We start from the raw sequence: 25,554 nt of genomic DNA, 5'->3' as shown, positions 1-25,554 counted from the left end.
GGGCCGCGGCGGCGCGGCCCACGCGCTGTCAGAACGAATATTTCGCGGTGGCCAGCACGTAGTCGCGATCGGCGAGCGGACGGTTGACCGGGTCCGGACTGCCGAGGAACTTCGCGTAGACCAGCGCGAGTTGCAGGTTGCTCAGGCGCGTGAAGGTCACGCCGATGGTCGCGCGGTGATCGCCGACGCCGGTCAGCGAACCGAGCGCGCCCGCGAGCGGCGACTTGCCGGTGAAGTCGTCGGAATAGGTGATCGGCACATCGAGATCCCAGCCGTTGAAGACGTTCTTGTAGCTGAGCGTCCACGCCACTTCGAAGGCGGCGGCATTGCGCGAGTTGGTGAGCGTTGTCGAACCCATCATCGGCGTGATGTTGCCGGCGTGTACGTACGAGACTTCACCCACCAGCGACTGCGATGCGGCGAGGAACGTCGGCCCGATCGAATAGATCGCCGAGAGGTTCGATTGCCAGACGTCGCCGCGCGTCGCCTGTGCGCCGGCCGGCGTGTTCACGAGTACGGCCGCGCCCTGGCGGTACGACGTTTCGCCGGCGATGTTCACGCCGTTCAGTTCGGTGGAGAAGCTCAGGCCGCTGAGCTTGATGTTGTCGAAGAACTTTTCCTGATACGACAGCGTGGGGAAGTAGGTCGTCACGACATTCGGATTCATGTCGTTGTAGTGCAGGTAGTACGCGCCGATCTCGGTGTCGCCGAGCACGCGCCAGCGGGCGCCGACGCCCCATTGGCCGCTGTTGCCGGGACGGCTGTCGGGCGCGCGCGGAATCTGCACGCCGCCGGGTCCGATGATGTATTGCGCGCCGGGACCGACCACGTCGGTATAGCTCATGTAGCTGCCTGGCGCGCTCAGCTGGTTCGGCTCGAACGCGAACTGGTAGTAGCTGAGCAGGCTGAAGTTCGGCGTGATCTGCCACTGCGTCGAAATCTGCGGGACGGGCAGCAGCACGTCCTTCACTTCGGCACCCGCGACGAACGATTTGGTTGCATCCGCGGGGCCTTGCGCACCGGCGATGTTCGGGAAGAACACGCTTTCGCCCCACGCGAGCACCTGGTCGCCGACCTTCACGTTCAGGCTCGTGCCGCCCAGCTTGAAAGTGTTGTACACATAGGCCGCGAGCAGTTGCGTGCGCCCGCCGGCCCAGTAATTCGCCTGTTCGCTGAAGTTGTTGTAGACGCCGCTGTGGTTCACCGTGCCCGGTGCGTCGTTGTAGTTCGAGTGTTGATACGCCTGATCGTAGAAGGTGTTGGCGCGCACGAACACACCCCAGTCGTCGTGCTTGAGGTTCACTTCGCCGAGCAGGCTCACCTGGTTTTCGATCAGCTTGTTCTTCGCGAAGTTGCGGTCGCCGTCGTCGCCGTTGATGTTCGCGGGCGTCAGGAGGTCGCCGCTCGGCGCGCGCGTACGCATGCCGAGACCGTAGCCCACCGTGAAGGTGTAATCGAGCGTGGTGTCCGCGCCGAGATTCAGCGTATCGCCCGCGTAAGCCGGCGCCACGCTCAGCGCCGTTGCCGCCAGCATGGTCAGCTTGCACGCCGCGCACACCGCGCGCAGGGTGGGTGCGCGCTCCTGTGTTTCGTTGATCTGCATCCTGTCTCCTCTGTGGTCACGTCTGAAATTTGTTGTGATCAGAGGTTAGGGGCCGTGTGCGGGGCGGGAATCGTCAAAACGGACTAGTCGCTTGTCCTGGGGGAGGGACTGCGGGGGAGTCCGCAGTCGGGGTCGTGCGTGGGGGCAGCGTTAAGTGCGGGCCGGTGGTTTCGCGTTGTTCAGTTGACCTGTCGCGGCGAGAAAGGCGGGCACCTCGCCGCCGCCTTCGAGCACCAGGTTGCTGCCCGATGCGTAGGCGGCAAGCGGCGATGCGAGGAACAGACAGGCGGATGCGATGTCGTCGGGTTGCGCGAGGCGGCCGGCGGGAATCGTCGCGGCAATGGCGGCGAGCGGGTCGAGTGGGACCTGCGGTTCGTGCTGATCGTGCGTGGTTTGCGATCCGTGCGCTTGCGCCGCTTCCTGCGATCGTGCCGACGCCGACCCCGACCCCGTGTGGCCCTGCGTGGCCGACTCGGTGTCGACGAGACTCGGACTCACCGCGCACACGCGCACCTTCGGCGCCCATTCGACCGCGAGCGAGCGCACGGCGTTGAGCAGGCCCGCCTTCGCCGCGCCATAAGCCGCGGTGCCCGGCGACGCGCGCAAACCGCTCACGCTGCCGATGAACAACAGCACGCCGCCGTCGCTTTGCTGCTGCATCCGCGCGTTCGCGCGCTGCGCGAGTTGCAGCGGCGCGAGCAGATTGAGGCGGATCACCGCCTCTGTGAAGCGCGGCGACGCCTCGGCGGCGAGCGCGAACGGCGCGCCGCCCGCGTTGTTGATGACCACGTCGAGCCGGCCGGTTTCGTGTTCGATGCGGGCGAGCAGCGCGTCGATCGCGTCGATGTCGCGCACGTCGGCGGCGATGAAGCGCGGTGCGCCAAAGGAAGGGCTCGACGCCGCCGCGCGAAGCGGCTCCTGCTTCTGTTGTGCTTGTTGTGCTTGTTGTGGCGGTTCGCTCCCATCCGCGCTGGGCGCCGTGCGTCCGCACACGTACACCGTCGCGCCCGCCGCGATGAACGCCTGCGCGATACGCGCACCGATGCCCTTGGTGCCGCCCGTCACCAGCACGACCTTGCCGCTGAAATCGAATCCCGTCATTGCCGTCATCTCCATCCCTCAGTTCATGTGGGCCCGATGGTAGGAGAAATGCGGCCGCGCCTCGTAGTCTGAAAAGACGATGCCGGCGCACGCCGTCGCCCCGATGATGGTGCAGCCGGCGAGCCTCGCGCCGGCTGCCGCGCCACAGAGCGCGGCGCGGATCGCCAACTATTCGTGGGACCGGAGCGGGCGCGCGAGCGCCGTTCCGTTCGACACAGGAGACAAGCGCGCATGACCGTCACGTCCACCGGCTTTCAGCAAGCCGCGCCGAAAACCCCGCACCGCCCGCCTTCGCAGGCGCCGGTCGGCACGTTCACCGAGGTGCCCGGCGGCCTCACGCTCCATCACTTCGAAGCCGGCAGCGGCGCGCCCGTCGTGTTCATTCACGGCAGCGGCCCCGGCGCCAGCGGCTTCAGCAACTTCAAACACAACTATCCGCAGTTCGCCGAGGCCGGTTACCGGGCCGTGGTGGTCGATCTGCCGGGCTACGGCGCGTCGTCGAAACCGGCCGACGCGCATTACACGCTCGACTTCTTCGTCGATGCGTTGCGCGCGCAACTGGTGGCGAACGGCATCGGCCGCGCGACCTTGCTCGGCAATTCGCTCGGCGGCGCGATCGCGCTGCAATACGCACTCGACTATCCGGAGGACGTCGACAGCCTGATCATGATGGCGCCGGGCGGCGTCGAGGAGCGCGAGACGTACTTCAGGATGGACGGCATCCAGAAGATGGTGTCGCTCTTCACGAACCAGCAGATGAACCGTCTGACCATGCGGCAACTGCTCGAAATGCTGGTGTACGACCGCAGCCTCGTGACCGACGCGCTGGTCGACGAACGCTTGCGCGTGTGCGAGCAGCAGCCGCCCGAAGTGCTGTCGACGATGCGCGTGCCGAACCTCACCGGCCGCCTCGCCGAACTGAAATGCCCGGTGCTGGGTTTCTGGGGGAGCGACGACCGCTTCAACCCCGCCAGCGGCGCGATGCGTTTTCTCGAGCACTGCGCCGACGCGCGCTTCGTGCTGATGAACCGCTGCGGCCATTGGGTGATGGTCGAGCATCGCGGTTATTTCAATCGCGAATGTCTGGAATTTCTCGCGGAGCGGCACGCCGTTTAAGGCATCCTGCGGGCTGCGGCGGCGCGTGCGCGGCCCGATCAGTCAATCAAAACACGAAGGAGACGATATGGCATTTCCCCAGCAACTATTCGACATGACCGGCAAGGTGAGCGCGATCACCGGCGGCGCGCGCGGCATCGGCGCACAGACCGCGCGCACGCTGGCCGCCGCCGGCTCGGCGATCGCGGTGCTCGACGTGTTGAGCGACGCGGGCGAGGAACTGGTCGCCGAGATCAACGGCGCGGGCGGCAAGGCGGCGTTCTGGAAGATGGACGTCACGCAGGAAGACAACGTGCAGCGCGTGTTCGGCGAAATCGCCGCGCGCTTCGGCCGGCTCGACGCGCTGGTGAACAACGCGGGCATCGAAGGCGTGAACCTGCCGACTCACGAAATGACGCTGCAGCAGTGGCAGAAAGTGATCGACGTGAACGTGAATGGCGTGTTCCTCTGCACGAAGTACGCGATCCCGCACATGCTGGCGGCGGGCGGCGGTTCGATCGTGAACCTGTCGTCGATGTACGGGCTGGTGGGCGGCCCGGACGTGCCCGCGTATCACGCGTCGAAAGGCGCGGTGCGGCTGATGGCGAAGACCGAGGCGATGCTGTACGCGGCGCAGAACATCCGCGCGAATTCGGTGCACCCGGGCTTCATCCGTACGCCGCTGCTCGAGGAAGCGTTCGCCAAGCTCGGCGACCCGGAGCAGATTTTCGCGCACATGAAAACGCTCGTGCCGCTCGCGCAGATCGGCGATCCGCAGGACATCGCGGCGGGCATCCTCTATCTGGTGTCGCCGGCCGGCCGCTATGTGACGGGCACGGAACTGGTGATCGACGGCGGCTATACCGCGCGCTAGGAGCCCATATGAACACCAGCGAAACCATGAAGGCGCGTCTGGCCGACTATATCGACGCCTTCAACGCAGCCGACGGCGCACGCGTCGCGGCCCTGTTCGCCGATAACGCGAGCATCGAAGACCCGGTGGGAACACCGCAAAAGGAAGGCCGCGGCGAGATCGACGCGTTCTACGCGTACGCGACCTCGGTGGGCGCGCGGCTCGAACTGATGGCGCCGCCGCGCGGCTCGCACGGCAACAGCGCGTCGATCAGCTTTCGCGTGCATGTGAAGACGCCGGAAGGGCAAGCCGCGTACATCGACGTGACCGACGTGATGGACTTCGACGCGGCCGGCAAGATCGTGCGGATGCGCGCGTACTGGGGCGCCGACGATTATCACGTGGCGGGGCAGGCGGGTTGAGATTGAAGTAGAAATGAAAGTCGCGGCCGGCGAACACGCGGGCCGCGACTCGTACTACGGAACTGCCTGCCTGAGTCGATCGGCTGCCGTTGAGCAACCGCGGCCGACTATCTGAGCTAACTACCCGGGCTAACTACAAGCCCGCTGTACTGCCCGGCGCATCACCACTGTACCGACGCGCCGCCTAGGACACATACCCCTGCGCGACATTGATCAACTGCACGCGGTTGCGCACGTTGAACAACTGCCGCAAGCGCCGCAGGTGATAGTCGACGTTATGCGGCGACAGGCCGAGGAAATACGCGATCTCCTTGTCTCGCTGCCCCTGCACGACTGCCCGCAACACCGCGTGCTGCAACTCGCTCAGCGTCACGCGCCGCTGCTGCTCCGGCGCGATGCCGATCACGCTCTTCGCGTGCGTCCAGATGAACTCGTGGATCGTATGCGCGAACATCAGCGTTTCCGCCACGATCGACTCCGTCATCCAGCGCGGGTTGCCGATCTCCGAGTTGAAGCACAGGCTCGCCGTGAATTCCGGCTCCGGCAACGGCATCTGCGTGAGGATGCCGCTCTTGCGGCCGGTCGCCTCCAGCATGTCGATCAAGCCGCCCAGACGCTCGCTGCGCATCTGCGCGCGCGGCAGGTCGGCGCGCATGTCGGCCGTATTCCAGATGAACGGCAAACCGGTGGGCGAGGCCAGCGCCACGCGCGGGTCGAGCTCGAAATAACGCTCGCGGAAATAGCGCGTGAGCCAGCTTTGCGACTCGTAGCTCGTCAGCACGAACATCGTCTTGTGATGCGCGGACGTGCGCGTGGCCGTGTAGCTGAACGAGTCGAAGCCCAACTGCCTGATGCGTTGCCTGACGAATTCGATGCGGTCCTGCGCACTGCCGAACCGCACCAGCGGACTGATGACCGGCGCCGCTCGCCGTGCCGCGGGCGAGGGCGTGCCGATCTCCTCCTCGGTAAACAGCGTGAGAAAACCGGTGGGCGCCGCGCTCGCCGACGTACGGCTTGACGCCCTCGATGCGTCGGCCGCGTGGGCCGACTTGCCGGGTTGCCGCGCGCCGGCCGGGTAAGCCGGTTGAGCGGTGACGACGGCGTTGTAGGCTGCCTGCGGATGCCCGGCCTCACCTGACGGCGAGCCGGTCAACCAATGCGGCAGCGTATCGCATTCGTGTTCCATGAAACGGTAGCTCCAGCGTTCTAGACGCGTGAAAGACGACAACCTGAATGATTAGCTATTTCCGAAAATTACGGTAGCCGGTTCCTTGCTATCATTTTTGAGTTCTTGCTCTGACAACGGACCGGCGCGGGTGTAGTGACTTTCATTTGCATACGGCACCTCCTGGAAATAGACGTGATGGCACGAATTCCAAAGCTGACTACGACGCTCGCCTACGATCGCTATATGGCGGGCCAGAAACTGGTGTCGAGCGTCGACCGCCCATGGCGGCATCTGGTATTGCGCTCGTATCTCGAACCGAACGAGCAGGAACTGCTGGAAGCGCCCGGTCTGCAGGACCTGACGCTGATGACGCTCGCGAGCGGCGCCGAACACCTCGAACGCAACCTGAACGGGCGCTGGGAAAGCGCCGACCTGCGCGTGGGCGATGTCTGGTTCGTGCCGCCCACGCCGATTTCGTGGCGCTGGCGTTCGATCGGCGGCGAACCGCTGTCGACCGTTCATCTGCATATCGAGCGGGCCCTGATCGATAGCGTCGCGCAACAGATGGAGCTGGGCGGTTCGCGTGAACTGTCGCTCGGCGACGCGATGCAGTTTCACGATCCGTTCGTCGCCGCGACGCTCGCCGCGCTGCATCGCGCCGCCGCCGATCCGGCCGACTCGCGGCTCTACGTCGACGCGCTGATGCACGCGCTCGCCGCGCATCTGCTGCAGCACTACTCGCGCGAGCGCCGGGCCGGCGCCGCGCTGCCCGCGCCACCCGAACGGCTGGTGCCGCGGCGGATCCGCCGGGTGACCGACTACATCCGTACGCATCTCGCGGCCGATCTGGCGATCGACGAGCTGGCCGCGCAGGCGGGGCTGAGCAGCTTTCACTTCGCGCGGGTGTTTCGCCGCGAAACCGGCGAGACGCCGCATCAGTTCGTGACGCGTTTACGGCTCGACGAAGCGGCGAGACTGCTGCGCGCCACCGATCACACTGTGTTGCAGATTGCTCTTGCGGTTGGTTTCGAGAATGCCAGTCATTTCTCCGTGCAGTTCAAGCGTGGCTACGGTGTGACGCCGCTTGCCTACCGGCTGCGCGGCTGACGGTGCGGGAGGCGCGGCGGTGGGGAGGGACCGGATGGGCCGGCGCTTCGACACCGGGGCGCTCGGGCCCGTTCGCGAACGATGCCTGAGTGAGCCGCCGACGCTTGAGTACACTGGATGAAGGCACCGGATCGCCAGCCGGTGTCGCCGTCAGCGGCGCGGCGATGCTGCGCCGCCGCACCGGCTTGCCGCGATGAATCCGGCGGCGGGCCGGGGGTGGCTCATCGGGCAACCAGGGCCGATGAACCGTCCTGAGGGTAATCACGCACTTTTCGCAGTGTGCTGTGCATTGCGCGGCTTGCAAACTACGAACTTTCGTGGCCGGGCGTGCTTGAAGCTGGCATGGGCTGGGCATCCCACGATTTAGAGCGCATAGCGGACGGGGCGAACCAACTGGTCCAACTGGCCTGACCAGATGCGCGGCAACTGTATCTTGTAGAAGCCTTGCACCGGACGACAGAATAGCCTCGCCCCATGGCTTGACCCGAGCCATCGTCCGACCGGCCTTTTGATCAACCGTCACAGCGGAAACCTAGCGATGACCCGACTTCGTATCACCTCCTGCGGCCACACCTTCACCGCCGAAACCCATCCCGATGCGCCGCAGACCGTGGCTGCCTTCCTGAAGCTGCTGCCGTACCGGCAGAAGATCATTCACGTGCGCTGGAGCGGCGAAGGCTGCTGGGTGCCGCTCGGCGACTTCAAGCTCGAAAACGACGGCGTGCCGGTCGGCTTCGAGAATCACACGAGCCATCCGTCGGTCGGCGACATTCTGTTTTATCCGGGCGGTTATAGCGAGACCGAAATCATCCTCGCGTACGGCTCGTGCTGTTTCGCGAGCAAGATGGGGCAGCTCGCGGGCAACCATTTCCTGACCATCGTCGAAGGCAAGGAAAAGCTGCGCGAACTCGGCACCAAGGTGTTGTGGGAAGGCGCGCAGGAAGTGCTGTTCGAAAAGATCTGAGCGCATGCATCGAATAACGGTCCCGCAATGGGACCGTTTTGGGCGGGCCGTCCTCCGGCTTGCCGAAAGTCCATCGGTGATTGGCGCGCGCTGACTGATCCCATCCCATCTCATCTCTTCAAATCGTTCATCGGACGAATTAGGCGCAATTCTAAAACGTCCTAAATATCTATTGTTTAGCCTAAGAAATTTGCCGGTTTTTGCTGAGCAGGTGTTATATAAATTTTTCTTTTTGAAGCTAAAAATTAGCTTTTCGGAGTATTCGTATTCGCGATGGGAAAACGCGGCGGCACACTTGGCGCTGCGTTTTTTTTCGACCAGGTGAAAGCGCGACGTGCTCTTAAATTTCTATCTTTTTCGGCTATTTATTTAGGAACGCATAAGAAAGACTTGGTGGATGAATCATCGATAAGAAGAGTGGGAGGGATGCTTGAATAAATCCTATAAAACAGTCTGGAACCGCGCGACGCGAACCTATGTGGCGGCGTCGGAAACGGCGAAAAGCCGGGGCGCGAAGGGTGTGTCGGTGTGCGGCATGCTGGTGGCCGCGAGTGCGGGGCTGTTGAGCGCGCTCGTGTTCGCGCAACCGGTGGAAGCGCAGACCGTGCAGACCGTGCGGACCTCGGAGACCTTGGAGACTTCGCAGACGACTGAGGCTGTGGAGGCGGACGATCTGGTGCGCACCGTCGGGCAATCAGGTGCGCCAGCGGCTACGCAAAGCCCGCTGAAAGTGAACCAGCTCAACCTGCTGGCAGCGTCGGCGCCTCCCGTCACCGACTATATCTCCGTCAGCCCGAACGTCGTCCAAGGCACGCGCACCAGCGCGTCGACGGATCTGAACGCGATGGCGATCGGACCTACCGCCGCCGCGACCGCGATCAATGCGCTCGCGGTCGGCGCGGGCTCGGCGGCCGGCAGCGTCGCGTCGACCGCGGTCGGGCAGGGCGCGGGCGCGCTGTCGACCAACTCGACGGTGGTCGGCGCTGGTTCGTCGGTCGGCATGCTGTCCGACAACTCGGTCGCGATCGGCTACAACGCGCGGTCCAGCGCGTTCAATACGATGTCGATCGGTGCATTCGCCAGCGCCACGGGCACCGGCTCGGTCGCCATCGGCTACAACGCGTTCGTCAACCCGAGCGCGACGAACGGCATGGCCTTCGGCGCGAACGCGTCGGTGAGCGGCACGAACTCGGTGGCGCTCGGCGGCGGCTCGATCGCGGATCGCGTCAACGCGGTGGCGGTGGGCAGCAACGCGCAGCGTCGCCAACTGGTGTACGTCGCGGCCGGCACCCAGACGACGGATGCGGTCAACGTCGGCCAGCTCGCGGGCGCGGTCGCCGCGCTCGGCGGCGGTGCGATGCTCGATCCGGGCGGTACGGTCGTCGCGCCCGCCTACGATGTCGGTGGCAAGACGTATAACGACGTGGGCGCGGCGCTGGCGGCTATCGCCACCGGCAGCGCGGCCGGCAGTGCCGACGCGCTGCGCTACGACACCGCGAAGCACGATGTCGCCACGCTCGGCAACGTGAACGTCCCGGTCAAACTCGCGAACCTCGCGGACGCCACGTTGAGCGCCGACAGTTCGGAGGCCGTGACAGGTGCGCAGCTTTACGGCACCAATCAGGCGGTCGCGCAAAACGCGGCGGATATCGCGAACCTCGACAGCGACCTCAATCGCGGCAAGACGGGTCTGGTCCGGCAAAACGCGGTGTCGCGCGATCTGAGCGTCGGTCAGGCGACGGACGGCCAACGCGTCGACTTCGGCGGCACGGCGGGGTCGCGCGAACTGACCGGCGTGGCGGCAGGCACCGCCGCGGAATCGGCGGTCAATCTCGGGCAGCTCAGCCCGGTGGTCGCGGCGTTGGGCGGCGGCGCGTCGGTCAGCGCGAACGGGACGGTGACCGGCCCCACGTATCACGTGCAGGCCGGCACGCAGACCACGGTGGGCAGTGCGCTGAATGCGCTCGACACGGGCCTGACGTCGGTGCAGAAGCAGGTCGCGGCGAACCTCGTCACGCAGCATCCGCAGACCCAGGAGATCATGGTCGGCGCCACGACCGGCGGCGACCGCGTGAATCTGGCGGGCACCGCGGGCAATCGCGTGGTGTCGGGCGTGGCGAACGGCAGGATCAATTCGATCAGCGTCGAGGCCGTGAACGGCTCGCAGTTGTATGCGAACGCGGCGAGCACCGCGGCGGCATTGGGCGGCGGCACGATCGTCAATATGGACGGGACCGTGCAGGCGCCGTCGTACACGGTCGGCGGCGCGACCTATCACGATGTCGGCGCGGCGCTCGCGGCGGCCGTCACGACCAGCGCCCAGGCCGGTGCCGATGCGGTGCAATACGATTCGAACGCGCACGATTCGGTGACACTCGGGACCAGCGCCAAGCCGGTTCGCGTGACCAACGTGCGGGCGGGCAAGCTTGCGGTTGACAGCGCGGAGGCCGTCAACGGCGCGCAATTGTTCTCGACGAATCAGGCGGTCGCGCAGAACACCGGCAGCATCACGAACCTCGATCAGCGCGTCACCGACAACACGACCGCGATCAGCAACCTGGACGCTCGCGCCACGACGATCGAAGGGGACGTGACCCACATCACGAACCAGATCAACAACGGCGAAATCGGTCTCGTCCAGCAAGACGCGGCGTCGCGCAACCTGAGCGTGGCGAAAGACACGGACGGCGCACGCATCGACTTCTCCGGCAGTGGCGGCGCGCGTGAATTGACGGGCGTCGCGGCGGGCATCACGGACACCTCCGCGATCAACCTCGCGCAGTTCCGGCCGATGGTCGCGGCACTCGGCGGCGGCGCGCAACTCAACGCCGACGGCTCGCTGACCGGTCCCACGTATCACGTGCAGGGCGGCACGCAGTCCACCGTCGGCGACGCGCTCGGCTCGCTCGACAGCGGCCTCAGCACGCTGCAGCAGGACATGGCGAGCGGCGGCATCGGCCTCGTCACGCAAGACCCGCTGTCGCGCGTCATCAACGTCGGATCGGCGACGGACGGCGCGCTGATCAACCTGGCCGGCACGTCGGGCAATCGCGTCGTCACCGGCGTGGCGCGCGGCGCAATCGGTGCGACCAGCAGCGACGCGGTCAACGGTTCGCAACTTTACGCGCAGGCCGCGAGCACGGCAGCGGCGCTCGGCGGTGGAGCGAGCGTCAATCCGGACGGATCGCTCAACGCACCTTCGTACAGCGTCGGCGGAACGGTGGTGAATAACGTGGGCAGCGCAATCGGCAATCTGGACAGCCGCGTCACGCAGAACAGCAACGCGATCGACGGTCTGCAGACCACCGTCGGCAATCTGAACGGCGCGGTCGCGAACGCGGTGCAGTACGACAGCGCCGCGCACGATCGCATCACGCTCGGCGGTACGGCGGCCAATACGTCGGCGGTGCGGCTGACCAACCTTCAAGATGGCGAATTGTCCGCGACCAGCACGGATGCCGTGACCGGCGCGCAGCTCTGGCAGACCAACCAGCAGATCGGTCTCGTCAATCAGGCGGTGCAGAACGTGCAGACCAACGGCAACGCGTACGTGTCGGTCAACAGCGCGGGCAATGCCGCGCAGGCGATCGGCAACGGCTCGGTGGCGATCGGCGGCGGCGCGGTCGCGTCCGCGCCGAATGCGGTCGCGCTCGGCGAAGGATCGATCGCGGATCAGACGGGGACGGTGTCGGTCGGTTCGGCGGGCAGCGAGCGCCGGATCACGAATGTCGCCAACGGTCAGGCGCCCACCGATGCGGTCAACATGCAGCAGTTTCAGGGCGGCATGAACGAGATCGCGCGCAACGCGTACTCGGGCACGGCGTCGGCGATCGCGCTGACCATGGTGCCGGAAGTCGATGCCAACAAGAACCTCGCGATCGGCGTCGGCACGGCGGGCTACAAGGGTTATCAGGCGGTGGCCGTGGGGTTGTCGGCGCGCGTCACGCAGAACCTGAAGGTGAAGCTCGGCGCGGGCATCAGTGCCGCCACGACGACGGTCGGCGCCGGCGCGGCGTATCAGTGGTAAAGCAAGGGGAGAAAGCGAAACGCGCCTGAACGGCGCGTCGGGAAGTATCGCAACAGAGGCGGCGGGTGCGTTGGAATGAACGTGGCGACACGAACGGTCCCCGCCGCCGTCCGCGCCGCCGCACATTTGCGCGCGGCGGCGCGGACGCCCATCAAACTACAAGGCTGTACTCAATGGAACAGCTTCATCGCTTGCGAGAGCGTATTGAACACGCCCCATGCGAGCGGCGCCAGCACGTACAGCCAGAAGACGGCGAGCATGACCTTGTTGGTCGGATGCGCGGCTTGAACGGTGGACATACGATTCTCCTTAGACGCCCTTGGCGAGTTCCGCGTCGGTCATGTGATGCTTGTCGTCGACGCGCTTGACCAGCAAATTGCAGATGAAGCCGAGCACCAGCAGCACGGCCATGATGTGAACGGTCATCGTGTACGCGTCCGCCTTGGCGACTCCGTGCGCGACTTCATACGCGCGAATGTAGTTCACCAGCGCCGGACCGGCCACGCCCGCCGCGGCCCACGCGGTCAGCAGGCGTCCATGAATCCCGCCGACGTACGCCGTGCCGAACATATCGGCGAGATACGCGGGCACGGTCGCGAAACCGCCGCCGTACATCGTCAGGATGATGCAGTAGGCGAGCACGAAGAGCGCGATCTGGCCGCTCGCGGCGAAGCTCGGCACCAGGTAGTACAGCACCGCGCCGAGCGCGAAGAAAATGAAGTAGGTGTTCTTGCGGCCGATCCAGTCCGACGCCGACGCCCACACGAAACGCCCGCTCATGTTGAACAGCGACAGCAGACCCACGAATCCGGCCGCCGCCGCCGCGCTCACGGAATCCTTGAAGCTCTCCTGAATCATCACCGACGCCTGGCCGAGAATGCCGATGCCGGCCGTCACGTTGAGAAACAGCACCAGCCAGATCAGATAGAACTGCGGCGTCTTCAGCGCCTGATCGATATGCACGTGATTGCGCGAGATCATCTTCTTCTGCGTGGTATCGGGCGGCGTCCAGCCGGCCGGTTTCCAGTCCGCCGGCGGCACGCGAATCGCGAGCGCGCCGATCGACATCGAGATGAAGTACGCGATGCCGAGCACCACGAAGGTCTCGGCCACGCCGACGCTGCTCGCGCTCTTGAAGTGGTTCATCAGCGCGACCGACAACGGCGCGGCAATCATCGCGCCGCCGCCGAAGCCCATGATCGCCATTCCGGTCGCCATCCCGCGGCGGTCCGGAAACCAGCGGATCAGCGTCGACACCGGCGACACATAGCCGAGCCCAAGTCCGATCCCGCCGATCACGCCATAGCCGAGATACAGCAGCACGATCTGATGCAGATGCACACCGAGCGCCGACACGAGGAAGCCGCCGCCGAAGCAGCACGCAGCGGTAAACATCGTGCGACGCGGGCCGACATGTTCGAGCCACTTGCCGGCGAACGCAGCCGACAAACCGAGGAACACGATCGCCAGCGAGAAGATCCAGCCGAGCGATGTCAGCGACCAGTCGTCCGGACCGGATTGCGTGATGCCGATCACCTTGGTCAGCGGACCGTTGAACACGGAAAACGCGTACGCCTGGCCAATACAGAGATGCACGGCAAGCGCGGCGGGCGGCACCATCCAGCGCGAAAATCCCGGCTTCGCAACGGTGGCCTGTTTGGAAAAGAAGGGTGAGGAGCCTGAGCTTGCGCCCGGCTCGGTGATGCTGCTCATGGTCGGTCTCCGGTTACGAATTCTTTGTTATCGGCTTTCATACAAAATGCTTTAGGCATCGCGGCGTAAAAATTACAGTTTTGTAGGCCGTCAATATATGTATTTGTATTTCATATGACGTAGGCAAATCCTGGCGAGGATGCGCTTCGTCGAACGATAGGTCGCTCACTTTTGGTTTGCAATATGAGATGCAAACACATAAGGCTTTTGCCTGGTGAAATGCGACCGTAATCTGTCGAAAGCCGGCTTCGCGAATGGTTAATCCGGAATGCATTACCGGGCGTCGCAAATGAAACGGGCCGGCGGTGGCAAATTCGCCACCCCGGCCCGGCTCGAAACGAGGGAAGTAAAACTCAGGCGACGCCGCGCCCGGTCTTCATTTTTGCGGCCACCAGCACCGAAATCAGACAGCCGATCGCAAGGTATGCGGCCACCGGATGCCACGAGCCGCCCGCGAAGCTGACCAGCGCAACCGCGATGAAAGGCGTGAAGCCGCCGCCCACCACGCTCGCCACCTGGTAGCCGACGCCCGCGCCGCTATAGCGGTACTCGGTGCCGAACAGTTCGGTGAACATCGGCTGCTGGACGCTCACCACCATGTCGTGCGCGACGTTCGCGAGCATCACCGCGAAGACCACGATCCAGATGGTTGCGCGTGCATCGAGTGCGAGAAAGAACGGCACCGCGCTCAGCATGCCGACCACCGCGCCGATCATGTAGATGCGGCGGCGGCCGAAGCGGTCCGCGAGCAACGCGAAGCACGGAATCGTCACGCAGCTCAGCGCGCCGACCAGCAGACCGATCGTGAGGAAGAACTCGCGCGGCATGTGCAGATTCGCGGTCGAGTAGTTCAGCGCGAAGGCGGTGACGATATACATGGTGAACAGTTCGGCGAGCCGCAGCGCGATGATCAGCAGAAACGCCTTCGGATGACGCAGCAGCGCTTCGACGATCGGCAGGCGCACGCTGCGTTCGCCATGCTGGCCGACCTTCTCGACGAACTCCTTCGACTCTTCCATGCTCGAGCGGATCCACAGCGCGATCAGCACCAGCACCACGCTGAACAGGAACGGCAGCCGCCAGCCCCAACTGAGGAACGACGCGTTGTCCATCGACCGGCTGATGATCGCGACGAGCCCGGTCGACAGCACGAGGCCGACGCCGTAGCCGACCTGCACACCACTGCTGTAGAACGCCTTTTTCTTTTCCGGCGCGCTTTCCACCGCCATCAACGCGGCGCCGCCCCATTCGCCGCCCACCGCGAAACCCTGGATCGCGCGCAGCGTGACGAGCAGCACCGGCGCCCACCAGCCGATCGACGAGAACGCCGGCAATAGTCCGATCGCCGCGGTCGACAGGCCCATCATCATCACGGTCAGCACCAGCATGCGTTTGCGTCCGAGCCGGTCGCCATAGTGGCCGAACACGAAACCGCCGAGCGGCCGGAACAGGAAGCCGACGCCGAAGGTCGCGAATGCGGCGAGGGTGCCCATCGCCGGGCTGACCTTCGGAAAGAACTCGGCGTTGAAGACCAGCGCGGCGACGATGCCGTACAGCAGAAAGTCGTACCAGTCGACGACCGCGCCGACGAAGCTGCCGAGCGCGGCCTTGCGCGCCTGGCTGCGTGTTGCGCGGTTGTCGGCCGGGGCGGCCGCCGGGTGGATCGTGCTCATGACGTGTCTCCAGATAACTTTCCCCGAAGGTTAGTGATGCGCGACGCTTCGCACAATCCGCATCGAGGTCGAAATGCGCGATCATCGAACGCGCGTGCGCGCATAGCGCGCGTTTTGCGCGTTTACACCGAGGCGAGCGTGTTTGGGCGATGTCCGTGCTACTTTGCAGAGGTAATCTCGACGGCGATCGTCGTTGATATACTACATACGGAATATTGATAAATGCGGCGGCGCAGCATATGATTGAGCGATTCGTTCACTCGATCATCTGGAGCTGGAAATGGACTTTGCTTCTCTCGCGCTGCTGGCCTTCGCGGCCGTGGGTCTGGGTGCCGCCGCCACGGTTTTGCTGACGCGCTGGATTCCGCAACCGGTCGCGCAACGCGCGGCGCAGCATGGCCGGTTCATCGGTTTGGGTGAACAATACGGCGGAGCGGCGCCCGTGCCGCATCGTGCGCAGGGTCAACAAGAGGCGATGCATGTCGTCAGAACTTCAAACTGAAGCAGTGGGTACGCCGCTGACTTTGTCGTTGCAGCCGATCGGCGCGAGCGCGAGCTTGCGCGATCAGGCGTACGCGATGTTGCGCCAGGCGATCGCCGACGCGGACATCTACCAGAGCCGCGAGGAAATCCGTCTCGACGAACGCGTGCTGAGCGAGTCGCTCGGCGTGAGCCGCACGCCGGTGCGCGAGGCGATGACGCTGCTCGAACAGGAAGGTTTTCTGCGCATGGTGCCGCGGCGCGGCATCTACATCGTGCGCAAGAGCAAGCGCGAAATCGTCGAGATGATCCAGATGTGGGCGGCGCTCGAAAGCATGGCCGCGCGGCTCGCCACGCTGCATGCGAGCGACGAGGAAATCGCCCGTCTGCGCCACATGTTCGACAATTTCCGCGACGCCACCCCGGCCGAGCATATCGCCGAATACTCGGACGCCAACATCGCGTTTCATCAGGCGATCGTCGAGTTGTCGAAGTCGCAGATCATTCTCGACACGATCAAGAACATCTTCATCCACGTGCGCGCGATCCGGCGCATGACGATCTCGCAGAGCGATCGCGCGTCGCGTTCCATCGTCGATCATCTGCGCATCATCGAGGCGTTGGAGAAGCGCGATACCGAACTCGCCGAGCGGCTGACGCGGCAGCATTCGCTGGATCTGGCGACCTTCGTCGAGGCGAACTGCGATTTTCTGGACTAGGCGGAACAACGCTTCGATCAGGCCCGCGGTGTGAAAGCACCGCGGGCTTTTTTGTTGCCGCTCGCTTCGTGCGATGCGGGAAAAGCCGCGCTTGACGGTCTTGAAAATATAGTATGTGATATATCAACAACGGAAAAGGCAGCTTCCCTGCGTCGGTGTTTTCCCTCGCCGAGCGCCGTTCCGTTTTCGGCTTTTCACCGTCAACACCAAGCTGGATAAGCAACACACGCATTGCGGCGCAAGCAAGCGCCTCTCGAAATCGGCCTTGATTGAATGTGATATATCACATACGGTATGAGGCGAGGCCGGCTGAACGTCCATGACCAGGAGACGACCATGTCCGCAGTTGTTACATCCCCGAACCCCGCGACAAGCAGTTCAGGCAGCACGACGGCGGAAGACACGCTCAGGCAGAAGACCCGCAACGCGGGCGTCGTCTCCGGCGGCCATCTGGTGGCGAAGGCGCTGAAAAACGAAGGGGTCGACACGATCTTCACGCTGTGCGGCGGCCACATCATCGATATCTACGACGGCTGCGTCGACGAAGGCATCCGCATCATCGACGTGCGTCACGAGCAGGTCGCCGCGCATGCCGCCGACGGCTACGCGCGCCAGACCGGCAAGCTCGGCTGCGTGGTCACCACCGCCGGTCCCGGTTGCACGAACGCCGTCACCGGCATCGCCACCGCGTTCCGTTCGGAGAGTCCGATCCTGCACATCGGCGGGCAGGGCGCACTCACGCAGCACAAGATGGGTTCGCTGCAGGACTTGCCGCACGTCGACATCATGGCGCCCATCACCAAGTTCGCCGCCAGCGTGCCGAGCACCGAGCGCGTCGCGGACATGATCTCGATGGCCGCGCGCGAGTGCTTCAACGGCGCGCCTGGTCCGGCCTACCTGGAAATTCCGCGCGACGTGCTCGATCGCGAAATCGATCTGACGCGCGCGGTGGTGCCGCAACCTGGCCACTATCGCGCGTCGACGAAATCGATCGGCGATCCGCGCGACATCGAAAAACTCGCGGACATTCTCGTGAACGCCGAACGTCCGGCGATTCTGTACGGCCAGCAGGTGTGGACCGCGCGTGGGCACGAGGAAGCGATCGCGCTGCTGCGCGGCATCGACATGCCCGGGTATTTCAACGGCGCGAGCCGCGGCCTGTTGCCGCCGGGCGATCCGCATCACTTCGACCGCACTCGTTCGCAGGCTTTCGCGAATGCCGACGTGTTGATCGTCGTCGGTACGCCGTTCGATTTCCGCATGGGTTACGGCAAGCGCATCAGCCGGGAGTTGACGCTGGTGCAGATCGACATGGACTACCGCACGGTCGGCAAGAATCGCGATATCGACCTCGGGCTCGTCGGCGATCCGGGCGCGATTCTCGCCGCCGTATTGCAGGCCGCGAGCGGGCGTCTGAAAGACGACAAGCGTCAGGCACGGCGCAAATGGATGGCGCAGTTGCAGAACGCCGAAGCCGCCGCGACCGAAAAGCTGATGCCCTTGTTCAGATCGGACAGCATGCCGATCCATCCGTATCGCGTCGCGTACGAACTCAATGAATTTCTCTCCGACGACACCGTGTACATCGGCGACGGCGGCGACGTCGTGACGATTTCCGCGCAGGCGGTGCGGCCGCGCCGTCCGGGGCAATGGATGGACCCCGGCGCGCTGGGCTCGCTCGGTGTCGGCACCGGCTTCGCGCTTGCCGCGAAACTCGCGCATCCGCACAAGGAAGTGCTGTGCTACTACGGCGACGGCTCGTTCGGCATGACCGCGTTCGACATGGAAACCGCCAACCGTTTCGGCGCACCGTATCTCGCGGTGATCGGCAATAACTCGGCGATGAATCAGATCCGCTACGGGCAGCTCGCCAAATATGGCGACGAGCGCGGCAGCGTCGGCAATCTGCTGAGCGATGTGCCGTTCAGCAAGTTCGCCGACATGCTGGGCGGTCACGGCGAGGAGGTGCGCGATCCGGCGCAGATCGCTGGCGCGTTGCAGCGTGCGCGCGAGGCGATTCATCGGACCGGGCGCTCGGCGGTGGTCAACATCTGGGTCGATCCGCGCGAGTACGCGCCGGGGACCAAAAACCAAACCATGTACAAGTAAACCAGTGACTTGCCACGACGTGGCATGGGGAGACAGACATGACGAAAGCATTGGACGGTGTGCGCATTCTCGATTTCACGCACGTGCAATCGGGTCCGACCTGCACGCAATTGCTCGCGTGGTTCGGCGCGGATGTGATCAAGGTGGAGCGGGCCGGCGCGGGCGACATCACGCGCGAGCAACTGCGCGATATCCCCGACGTGGACAGCCTTTACTTCACGATGCTCAATCACAACAAGCGTTCGGTCACGATCGACACGAAACATCCCGAAGGCAAACAGGTACTCGAAGCGCTGATCCAGAAATGCGACGTGCTGGTGGAGAACTTTGCGCCGGGCGCGCTCGATCGCATGGGCTTCACGTGGGAACGGATTCAGGAGTTGAATCCGCGCATGATCGTCGCTTCGGTGAAAGGCTTCGGGCCGGGACCGTACGAGGACTGCAAGGTCTATGAGAACGTCGCGCAATGCGCGGGCGGCGCCGCCTCGACCACGGGTTTCGACGACGGTCCGCCGATCGTCACCGGTGCGCAGATCGGCGATAGCGGCACGGGCCTGCATCTGGCGCTCGGCATCGTCACCGCGCTGTATCAGCGCACCCAAACCGGACGCGGTCAGCGCGTGCTCGCGGCGATGCAGGACGGCGTGCTCAACCTGTGCCGCGTGAAACTGCGCGACCAGCAGCGGCTCGCCCGCAACGGCACGATGAAGGAATACCCGCAATATCCGAACGGCACGTTCGGCGACGCGGTGCCGCGCGCGGGCAATGCATCGGGCGGCGGTCAGCCGGGCTGGATTCTGAAATGCAAGGGCTGGGAAACCGATCCGAATGCGTATATCTACTTCATCACGCAGGCGCCGGTGTGGGCAAAGATCTGCAATGTGATCGGCAGGGAAGAGTGGGCCACCGATCCCGACTACGCGACACCTGCCGCGCGCCTGCCGCGCCTGAAGGAGATCTTCGCGGAGATCGAACGCTGGACCATGACCAAGACCAAGTTCGAGGCCATGCAGACGCTCAACAAATACGACATACCGTGCGGTCCGATCCTGTCGATGAAGGAACTCGCCGAGGAACCGTCGTTGCGCAAGACTGGCACGATCGTCGAGGTGGATCATCCGACTCGCGGCAAGTATTTGACGGTCGGCAATCCCATCAAGCTGTCCGACAGTCCGACCGAAGTCAAACGCTCGCCGCTGCTCGGCGAACATACCGACGAGGTCATGGCCGAACTCGGTTACTCGCCGGCGCAGATCAGCGCGTTGCGCACGGCCGGCGCGATCTGAGGGCTGATCGACGCAGGGTAAATCCGAACCGCCGTAACGTTCGCGGAGCGAAACAATGGATACGTGGATGCGTTTCATGTCGAGCGACGGCGGCGTCGTATTTGGGCGCGTGGAAGGCGGCTATCTGCACGAGTACGCGAGTCTCGATCACCCGGTGCCGACCGGCGCGGTTCTGCCGATGCGCACGCTGACGCCGCTCGCGCCGTGCGCGCCGGGCAAGATCGTCGCGTTGTGGAACAACTATCACGCGCTGGCCGCGAAGCTCGACAAGCCGGTGCCGTCGCATCCGCTGTTTCTGTTGAAGCCCGCCGCTTCCGTGATCGGTACAGGCGAGGCGATCCGTCGTCCCCCGGGTTACGCGGGCAAGATCGTCTACGAAGGCGAACTCGGTATCGTGATCGGCAGGCGTTGCCGAAACGCAAGCGTCGACGAAGCAGCCGCGGCGATCTTCGGCTATACGCTCGTCAATGACGTGACCGCCGCGGATCTGTTGAACGAGAACCCGCATTTCCCGCAGTGGACGCGCGCGAAGGGCTTCGACACGTTCTGTTGTCTGGGGCCGGCCATCGTCTCCGGATTCGACTGGCGACAGGCGCGCCTCGTGACCTTGCTCGACGGCGTCGAGCGGCAGAACTATCCGCTCGACGATATGGTGTTTTCGCCGCAGCAGCAGGTGAGTCTGCTGTCGCAAGACCTCACGCTCGAAGCGGGCGATGTGATTGCGTGCGGGACATCGGTCGGCGTCGGCTCGATCAAGGACGGCGCGACCGTGTCGGTTTCGATCGATGGTATCGGCACGCTCAGTAATACGCTGGTGACCACGGCTGCTGCGGACCTGCATCACCTCGCACCGCAAACGGTTGCTGCAACCTGAGCGACGGCGAGAGCGAAAGCAAGAAGGCAGAAGATAAAGAAGCGAATGTAGCGAAAGAAAGAAGCACGCGGTCGATCGGCCGCGTGCGATGGCAGTGCAACATGGGGAGTCCGCATGCCGCAAGCGTTCGACCGTAGCGTATGCACCGGCGCATCGTCGAAGTCGACGACATCGACATCGACGTCGACGGCCGGTGATTCGTCATTCGTCGTGCGCCACGGACTCGCCGTAGTACTGCGCCTTCTTGTGCAAAATCAGTTGCGCGAGAAAATCGGCATCGTACGCGCGATGCAGATGCGCATGAAAGCGCTCGATGTACGCGGTAATGCGCGCCGCTTCGCCATTGAATTCGCGCAGTACGTCGAGCGTCGCGTGATCCCAGCGAAAGCGCAGACCGAGATCGCTGAACGCGGCGTTATACGCGCTCAGATGCGCATCGTCTTCGGTTTGCGCGACCGCGCGCGCGCCGTGAGTACTGTCGAGGGAAGGGGATGCAACCGAAGCGTGATTCATGACCGGCCTCCTGGGCACGCGAGTGAGAGAACTCGCTTGCAGCATAGAAGCGCCGAACGATTGGCAATAGTTAAAGTTTTATTGGATTGCCATAGCCTAGCGTTTATACACGCTCAATTCCTTCACGCGCGTAATCTTCTCGATCAGATTCGCGCCTTCCTCCATCAGGAAGCGTTTGAAGGCGACCGCGACCGGCGGCAAGCGTTTGTTCTTTCGATGCACGACGTACCAGTTGAGCATGACCGGAAAGCTCTCGACGTCGAGTACCACGAGATGGCCGAGCTGCAATTCGAGGCTGATCGTATGCGCGGACAGAAACGCGATGCCCATGCCCGCGATCACCGCCTGCTTGATCGTCTCGGTGCTCTTGATTTCCATTGCGATCTTCAGATTGGCGAGGCGTCCGGCGAAACCTTCTTCCATCGAATTCCACGTATCCGAACCGCGCTCGCGCACGATAAACGCTTCATTCGCCAACTGGCTCATCTTGATGTTGCGCTTGTGCGCGAGCGGATGCGTGGGCGCCGCGACGATCACGTACGGGTGCGGCGCGAACGGCTCGTTGGTGGCATCCGTTTCGTGCGGCGGGCGCACCATGACGGCCAGATCGGTTTGATTGGTCGCGAGTTGATGCAGCAGTTCCTCGCGGTTGTGCACGGCGAGATTGAGCACGACGCCCGAATAACGGCGCGTGAATTCGGCCAGTACCCGGGGAAAGAAGTAGTCGCCCGCGCTGATCACGGCGATGCTGAGCTTGCCGCCGGAGACGCCCTTGAGCTGGCTCATCGCTTCGTCGACTTCGTGGAATTGCTGCATGATCGCGCGGCTGTAGTGAAGCATCTCGGTGCCGGCCGGCGTGAGGTAGATCTTCTTGCCGAGTTGCTCGAACAGCGGCAGTCCCGCATGTTCCTCGAGTTGACGTACCTGAGTGGACACGGCGGGTTGCGTCAGATGCAATTCCTCCGCGGCGCGCGAGAAGCTCAGGTGGCGCGCCACCGTCTCGAACACTTTCAGTTGCCGCAGAGTCGCATTGCGCATCGTCATGGCCGATGTATAAGCAAACGTGAATCGACATAATAACAAACTTTAATTATTCGTAATTCAGCAATGACCCTAGCATGGGTTCGTATAAGAAGCGGAAATGCCACTACGTATTGGACTTTCCGGTAAAAAGCAATGTAATTGGTCGGAATAAAGTACTTCTTGCAATACAGCATGACGATGCGTTTGGGTTCATTCCGGTCAATAAAGCGGGTGTATGGAAACGAAAAATAAGCATTCCCGACGAGCACGGCTTCTCGGGTCAAAACCATAAGGTGGGACGCAGACGGCGCGGCAGCATGAAAAGCCGCACGAGATAAATGGCGGAGACAGGCTCATGGACGATATCAATCAGCAGGCCAAGGCGCGCGCGTTCTGGACGAATCGTTGGTGGCAGCTTGTCATCGGCATGGTATGCATGGCCCTGGTCGCCAATCTGCAATACGCGTGGACGCTGTTCGTCACGCCGATGAACACGCGTCACCACTGGGGCGAAGCGTCGATTCAACTCGCCTTCTCGATCTTCATTCTGACCGAAACGTGGCTCGTGCCGCTCGAAGGCTGGCTGGTCGACAAATTTGGACCTCGGCCCGTGGTCGCCGGCGGCGCGATTTGCGCGGGTCTTGCCTGGGTGATGAATTCGTATGCGACCACCTTGCCGGTGCTGTACACGGCGGCGGTCATTGCCGGGATCGGCGCGGGCGGCGTGTATGGCACCTGCGTCGGCAATGCGCTGAAGTGGTTTCCCGATCGCCGCGGTCTTGCCGCGGGATTGACGGCGGCCGGTTTCGGCGCGGGCGCGGCGGTGACAGTGATTCCGATCGCCAACATGATTACCCGCACCGGTTATGAACATACGTTCTTCTTCTTCGGCATTCTGCAGGGCGCGTGCATTTTCGTGCTCGCGTTGTTGCTGAAGAAACCGACTTTGCGTCAGCAAGCCGCGGCGCGCAGGAAATTCGCGGTGTCGAAGGTGGACTACACGCCGGGGCAGATGATCAAGACGCCGGTGTTCTGGGTGATCTACGTATCGTTCGTCGCGGTGGCGGCCGGTGGCTTGATGGCCACCGCGCAGATCGGGCCGATCGCGAAAGATTGGGGCCTCGCGCGCATTCCGATGACGATGTTCGGCATGACCTTGCCGCTGCTCACCGCGACGCTGTCCATCGACAACATCTGCAACGGCTTCACGCGTCCGCTGTGCGGTTTCATCTCCGACAAGCTCGGCCGCGAGAACACGATGTTCGTGATCTTCATCGGCGAAGGTCTGGCGCTGCTCGGCTTGATGGAATACGGCAGCAATCCGTACTGGTTCATGACGTTCGCCGCGCTGATCTTCCTGTTCTGGGGCGAGATCTTCTCGATCTTCCCAGCCATCTGCGCGGATACGTTCGGCAGCAAATACGCGGCCGCCAATGCCGGCACGCTGTACACCGCGAAGGGCACGGCGTCGCTGCTGGTGCCGATCGCCTCGGTGTTGTCCGCGACCGGCGGCTGGAATCTGGTGTTCATCGTATCGGCGGTGGTGACGATCGCCGCCGGCATCGCGGCGAAGTTCGTGCTCGCGCCGATGCGCTCGCGCTGGGTCGACTCGCACAACGAACCGCAGGGCGTGCTGGCGGTGGCCGGCAACGGCAAGCCCTCGCGTCTGGGCCGGTGGCCGGAACAGACCGGGGAATAGCGTGAAGCGAACGCGATCGGTGCGCACGTCATGAACGTTTCGTTGCAACAGCTGAAGGTTTTCGTGGCCGTGGCGCGCGAGCGGAGTTTCACGCGTGCGGCGCGCCGCTTCGATCTCACGCAGTCGGCGGTGAGCCGCTGCGTGCGCGAACTCGAAGAGGCGGTCGAACTGAAGCTGTTCGACCGGACCACGCGCCAGGTCGAGCTGACGAGCGCGGGGGCGAGTCTCGAACGCCGGATCGGCCGCTTGCTTGACGAGATCGACCTGACCTTGCGCGAGGAACGCGCGGCGTTCGATGGGCATACCGGCGTGGTGGTCATCGCAAGCAATCCGGTGATGTCGTCGGCATGGGTGGCGCAGGGGTTGGCCGCTTGCGCGTCGGCGTTTCCCGGCCTCGTCGTGTCGGTCGAGGATCAGCCGCAGAGCAGCGTGTTCGCGAGCGTCGAACAGGGCGAGGCGGATTTCGGCGTGGTGTCGCTGGCGCAGCCGTTGAGTGGCGATCAGTTGCATGCGCAAGCGGTTTTCTCCACGCCGTTGCACGCCGTGTTGCCGTGCGGGCATCCGTTGACGCGGCACGCCGGCATCGCGTGGACGAGCCTGAACGAGTGGCCGCTCGTGACGTTGAACGACGATGCGGGCGTGCGCGCCGCGCTCGATCTCGCGTTTGCCGCGAACGGCCTGAAGCGTCGGCCGCTGCAGGAAATGGGGCACGTCGCAGCGGTAACGCGAATGGTCGAATTGGGCCTCGGCGTCGGTGTGCTGCCCGTGGATGCGCGTTGGCCATCGTTCGGCGCAGCGCTGGTGAGCCGGCCGCTCGTGCCGGAGATGAAGCTGACCACCTTGCTCGTGCATCGGCGCAAGCGTTCGCTTCGGCCGAATGCGGCCGAGGTGTGGGCACAGTTCGCGGCATCGGCACCGGCATCGGCATCGGCACCGGTATCGGCATCGCCGGATCAAAGCCGGGCTTCATCCTCGACACACGCACCGGCAGGCTCATCCTGTGTCGCGCGCAAGGCTGCGCCGCGCGACGGCGCCGCGTCGCACGAACCCGAGCGCCGATCCACCACCTCGCCCTGACCGCGCGGATCACGCATGCCATGCCACCGGGCGGTCCGCGCATAACCG

The 25,554-nt window shown here is 64.1% G+C and carries 21 protein-coding genes; 13 read left to right on the top strand and 8 right to left on the bottom strand.

The annotated features are described in order from the left end of the window. Nucleotides 1–28: 28 nt before the first annotated feature. Together LFL96_RS23490 and LFL96_RS23485 are read right to left on the bottom strand one after the other, a co-directional pair. Nucleotides 29–1,603, bottom strand: coding sequence for a DUF1302 family protein (locus LFL96_RS23490; RefSeq protein WP_281003096.1), 1,575 nt, complete (start codon nt 1,601–1,603; stop codon nt 29–31). Nucleotides 1,604–1,753: 150 nt separating this feature from the next. Continuing rightward, nucleotides 1,754–2,704, bottom strand: a complete 951-nt coding sequence (locus tag LFL96_RS23485; RefSeq protein ID WP_281003095.1) for an SDR family oxidoreductase — start codon at nt 2,702–2,704, stop codon at nt 1,754–1,756. A gap of 231 nt (nt 2,705–2,935) precedes the next feature. On the opposite strand from LFL96_RS23485, the gene LFL96_RS23480 reads away from it, so the two are divergent. From LFL96_RS23480 to LFL96_RS23470, 3 genes are all read left to right on the top strand, one after another. Continuing rightward, nucleotides 2,936–3,820, top strand: coding sequence for an alpha/beta fold hydrolase (locus tag LFL96_RS23480; protein ID WP_281003094.1), 885 nt, complete (start codon nt 2,936–2,938; stop codon nt 3,818–3,820). 67 nt (nt 3,821–3,887) lie between these two features. Next, complete coding sequence (locus LFL96_RS23475; protein ID WP_281003093.1) at nt 3,888–4,673, top strand: glucose 1-dehydrogenase; 786 nt, start codon at nt 3,888–3,890, stop codon at nt 4,671–4,673. 8 nt (nt 4,674–4,681) lie between these two features. Then, nucleotides 4,682–5,074, top strand: coding sequence for a nuclear transport factor 2 family protein (locus LFL96_RS23470; RefSeq protein WP_281003092.1), 393 nt, complete (start codon nt 4,682–4,684; stop codon nt 5,072–5,074). A gap of 184 nt (nt 5,075–5,258) precedes the next feature. Here LFL96_RS23470 and LFL96_RS23465 read toward each other — a convergent pair whose 3' ends face one another. Further along, a complete protein-coding gene (locus LFL96_RS23465; protein ID WP_281003091.1) occupies nt 5,259–6,260 on the bottom strand; it encodes a LuxR family transcriptional regulator in 1,002 nt (333 codons plus the stop codon). Nucleotides 6,261–6,437: 177 nt separating this feature from the next. Between LFL96_RS23465 and LFL96_RS23460 the strand changes: the two genes are divergently transcribed. The 3 genes from LFL96_RS23460 to LFL96_RS23450 all read left to right on the top strand — a co-directional run bounded on the left by LFL96_RS23460 (nt 6,438) and on the right by LFL96_RS23450 (nt 12,340). After that, nucleotides 6,438–7,349: an AraC family transcriptional regulator gene (locus LFL96_RS23460; protein ID WP_281003090.1), complete on the top strand. Its 912-nt coding sequence runs from the start codon at nt 6,438–6,440 to the stop codon at nt 7,347–7,349. 538 nt (nt 7,350–7,887) lie between these two features. Next, nucleotides 7,888–8,313, top strand: a complete 426-nt coding sequence (locus LFL96_RS23455; RefSeq protein ID WP_281003089.1) for a DUF3830 family protein — start codon at nt 7,888–7,890, stop codon at nt 8,311–8,313. A gap of 430 nt (nt 8,314–8,743) precedes the next feature. Then, nucleotides 8,744–12,340, top strand: coding sequence for a YadA-like family protein (locus LFL96_RS23450; protein WP_281003088.1), 3,597 nt, complete (start codon nt 8,744–8,746; stop codon nt 12,338–12,340). 170 nt (nt 12,341–12,510) lie between these two features. Here the strand turns inward: LFL96_RS23450 and LFL96_RS23445 are convergent, their stop codons facing one another. The 3 genes from LFL96_RS23445 to shiA form a co-directional block, all read right to left on the bottom strand. Continuing rightward, a complete protein-coding gene (locus LFL96_RS23445) occupies nt 12,511–12,639 on the bottom strand; it encodes an oxalate:formate antiporter (RefSeq protein WP_281003087.1) in 129 nt (42 codons plus the stop codon). Nucleotides 12,640–12,649: 10 nt separating this feature from the next. Further along, complete coding sequence (locus tag LFL96_RS23440) at nt 12,650–14,053, bottom strand: OFA family MFS transporter (protein ID WP_281003086.1); 1,404 nt, start codon at nt 14,051–14,053, stop codon at nt 12,650–12,652. Between the two features lie 353 nt (nt 14,054–14,406). Further along, nucleotides 14,407–15,726, bottom strand: coding sequence for a shikimate transporter (gene shiA / locus LFL96_RS23435; protein ID WP_281003085.1), 1,320 nt, complete (start codon nt 15,724–15,726; stop codon nt 14,407–14,409). A 280-nt stretch (nt 15,727–16,006) separates the two neighbouring features. Between shiA and LFL96_RS23430 the strand changes: the two genes are divergently transcribed. The 5 genes from LFL96_RS23430 (at nt 16,007) to LFL96_RS23410 (ending at nt 21,194) form a co-directional block, all read left to right on the top strand. Further along, on the top strand, nt 16,007–16,228 hold the full coding sequence (locus LFL96_RS23430) for a hypothetical protein (protein ID WP_281003084.1): 222 nt from the start codon (nt 16,007–16,009) through the stop codon (nt 16,226–16,228). Continuing rightward, on the top strand, nt 16,206–16,925 hold the full coding sequence (locus LFL96_RS23425; protein WP_281003083.1) for a GntR family transcriptional regulator: 720 nt from the start codon (nt 16,206–16,208) through the stop codon (nt 16,923–16,925). Before LFL96_RS23430 ends, LFL96_RS23425 begins: the two co-directional genes overlap by 23 nt. A 336-nt stretch (nt 16,926–17,261) precedes the next feature. Beyond that, nucleotides 17,262–19,034: a thiamine pyrophosphate-binding protein gene (locus LFL96_RS23420; protein WP_281003082.1), complete on the top strand. Its 1,773-nt coding sequence runs from the start codon at nt 17,262–17,264 to the stop codon at nt 19,032–19,034. 38 nt (nt 19,035–19,072) lie between these two features. Then, nucleotides 19,073–20,320, top strand: a complete 1,248-nt coding sequence (gene frc / locus LFL96_RS23415) for a formyl-CoA transferase (RefSeq protein WP_281003081.1) — start codon at nt 19,073–19,075, stop codon at nt 20,318–20,320. Between the two features lie 55 nt (nt 20,321–20,375). Beyond that, nucleotides 20,376–21,194 carry a fumarylacetoacetate hydrolase family protein gene (locus LFL96_RS23410; RefSeq protein WP_281003080.1) on the top strand — a complete coding sequence of 273 codons (819 nt, stop codon included), beginning with the start codon at nt 20,376–20,378 and terminating at the stop codon, nt 21,192–21,194. A 201-nt stretch (nt 21,195–21,395) separates the two neighbouring features. On the opposite strand, the gene LFL96_RS23405 is transcribed toward LFL96_RS23410, so the two are convergent. Further along, nucleotides 21,396–21,707 carry a hypothetical protein gene (locus LFL96_RS23405; RefSeq protein WP_281003079.1) on the bottom strand — a complete coding sequence of 104 codons (312 nt, stop codon included), beginning with the start codon at nt 21,705–21,707 and terminating at the stop codon, nt 21,396–21,398. Between the two features lie 96 nt (nt 21,708–21,803). Further along, nucleotides 21,804–22,751: a LysR family transcriptional regulator gene (locus LFL96_RS23400; RefSeq protein ID WP_281003078.1), complete on the bottom strand. Its 948-nt coding sequence runs from the start codon at nt 22,749–22,751 to the stop codon at nt 21,804–21,806. Nucleotides 22,752–23,085: 334 nt separating this feature from the next. Between LFL96_RS23400 and oxlT the strand changes: the two genes are divergently transcribed. After that, entirely contained in the window at nt 23,086–24,429 is a 1,344-nt protein-coding gene (gene oxlT / locus LFL96_RS23395; protein ID WP_281003077.1) for an oxalate/formate MFS antiporter, read from the top strand. A 30-nt stretch (nt 24,430–24,459) separates the two neighbouring features. After that, entirely contained in the window at nt 24,460–25,506 is a 1,047-nt protein-coding gene (locus tag LFL96_RS23390) for a LysR family transcriptional regulator (RefSeq protein ID WP_281003076.1), read from the top strand. Nucleotides 25,507–25,554 lie beyond the last annotated feature (48 nt).

The organism is Paraburkholderia sp. D15, from assembly GCF_029910215.1.
Lineage (GTDB): Bacteria > Pseudomonadota > Gammaproteobacteria > Burkholderiales > Burkholderiaceae > Paraburkholderia.
This window is presented reverse-complemented; position numbering and strand designations above follow the sequence as displayed.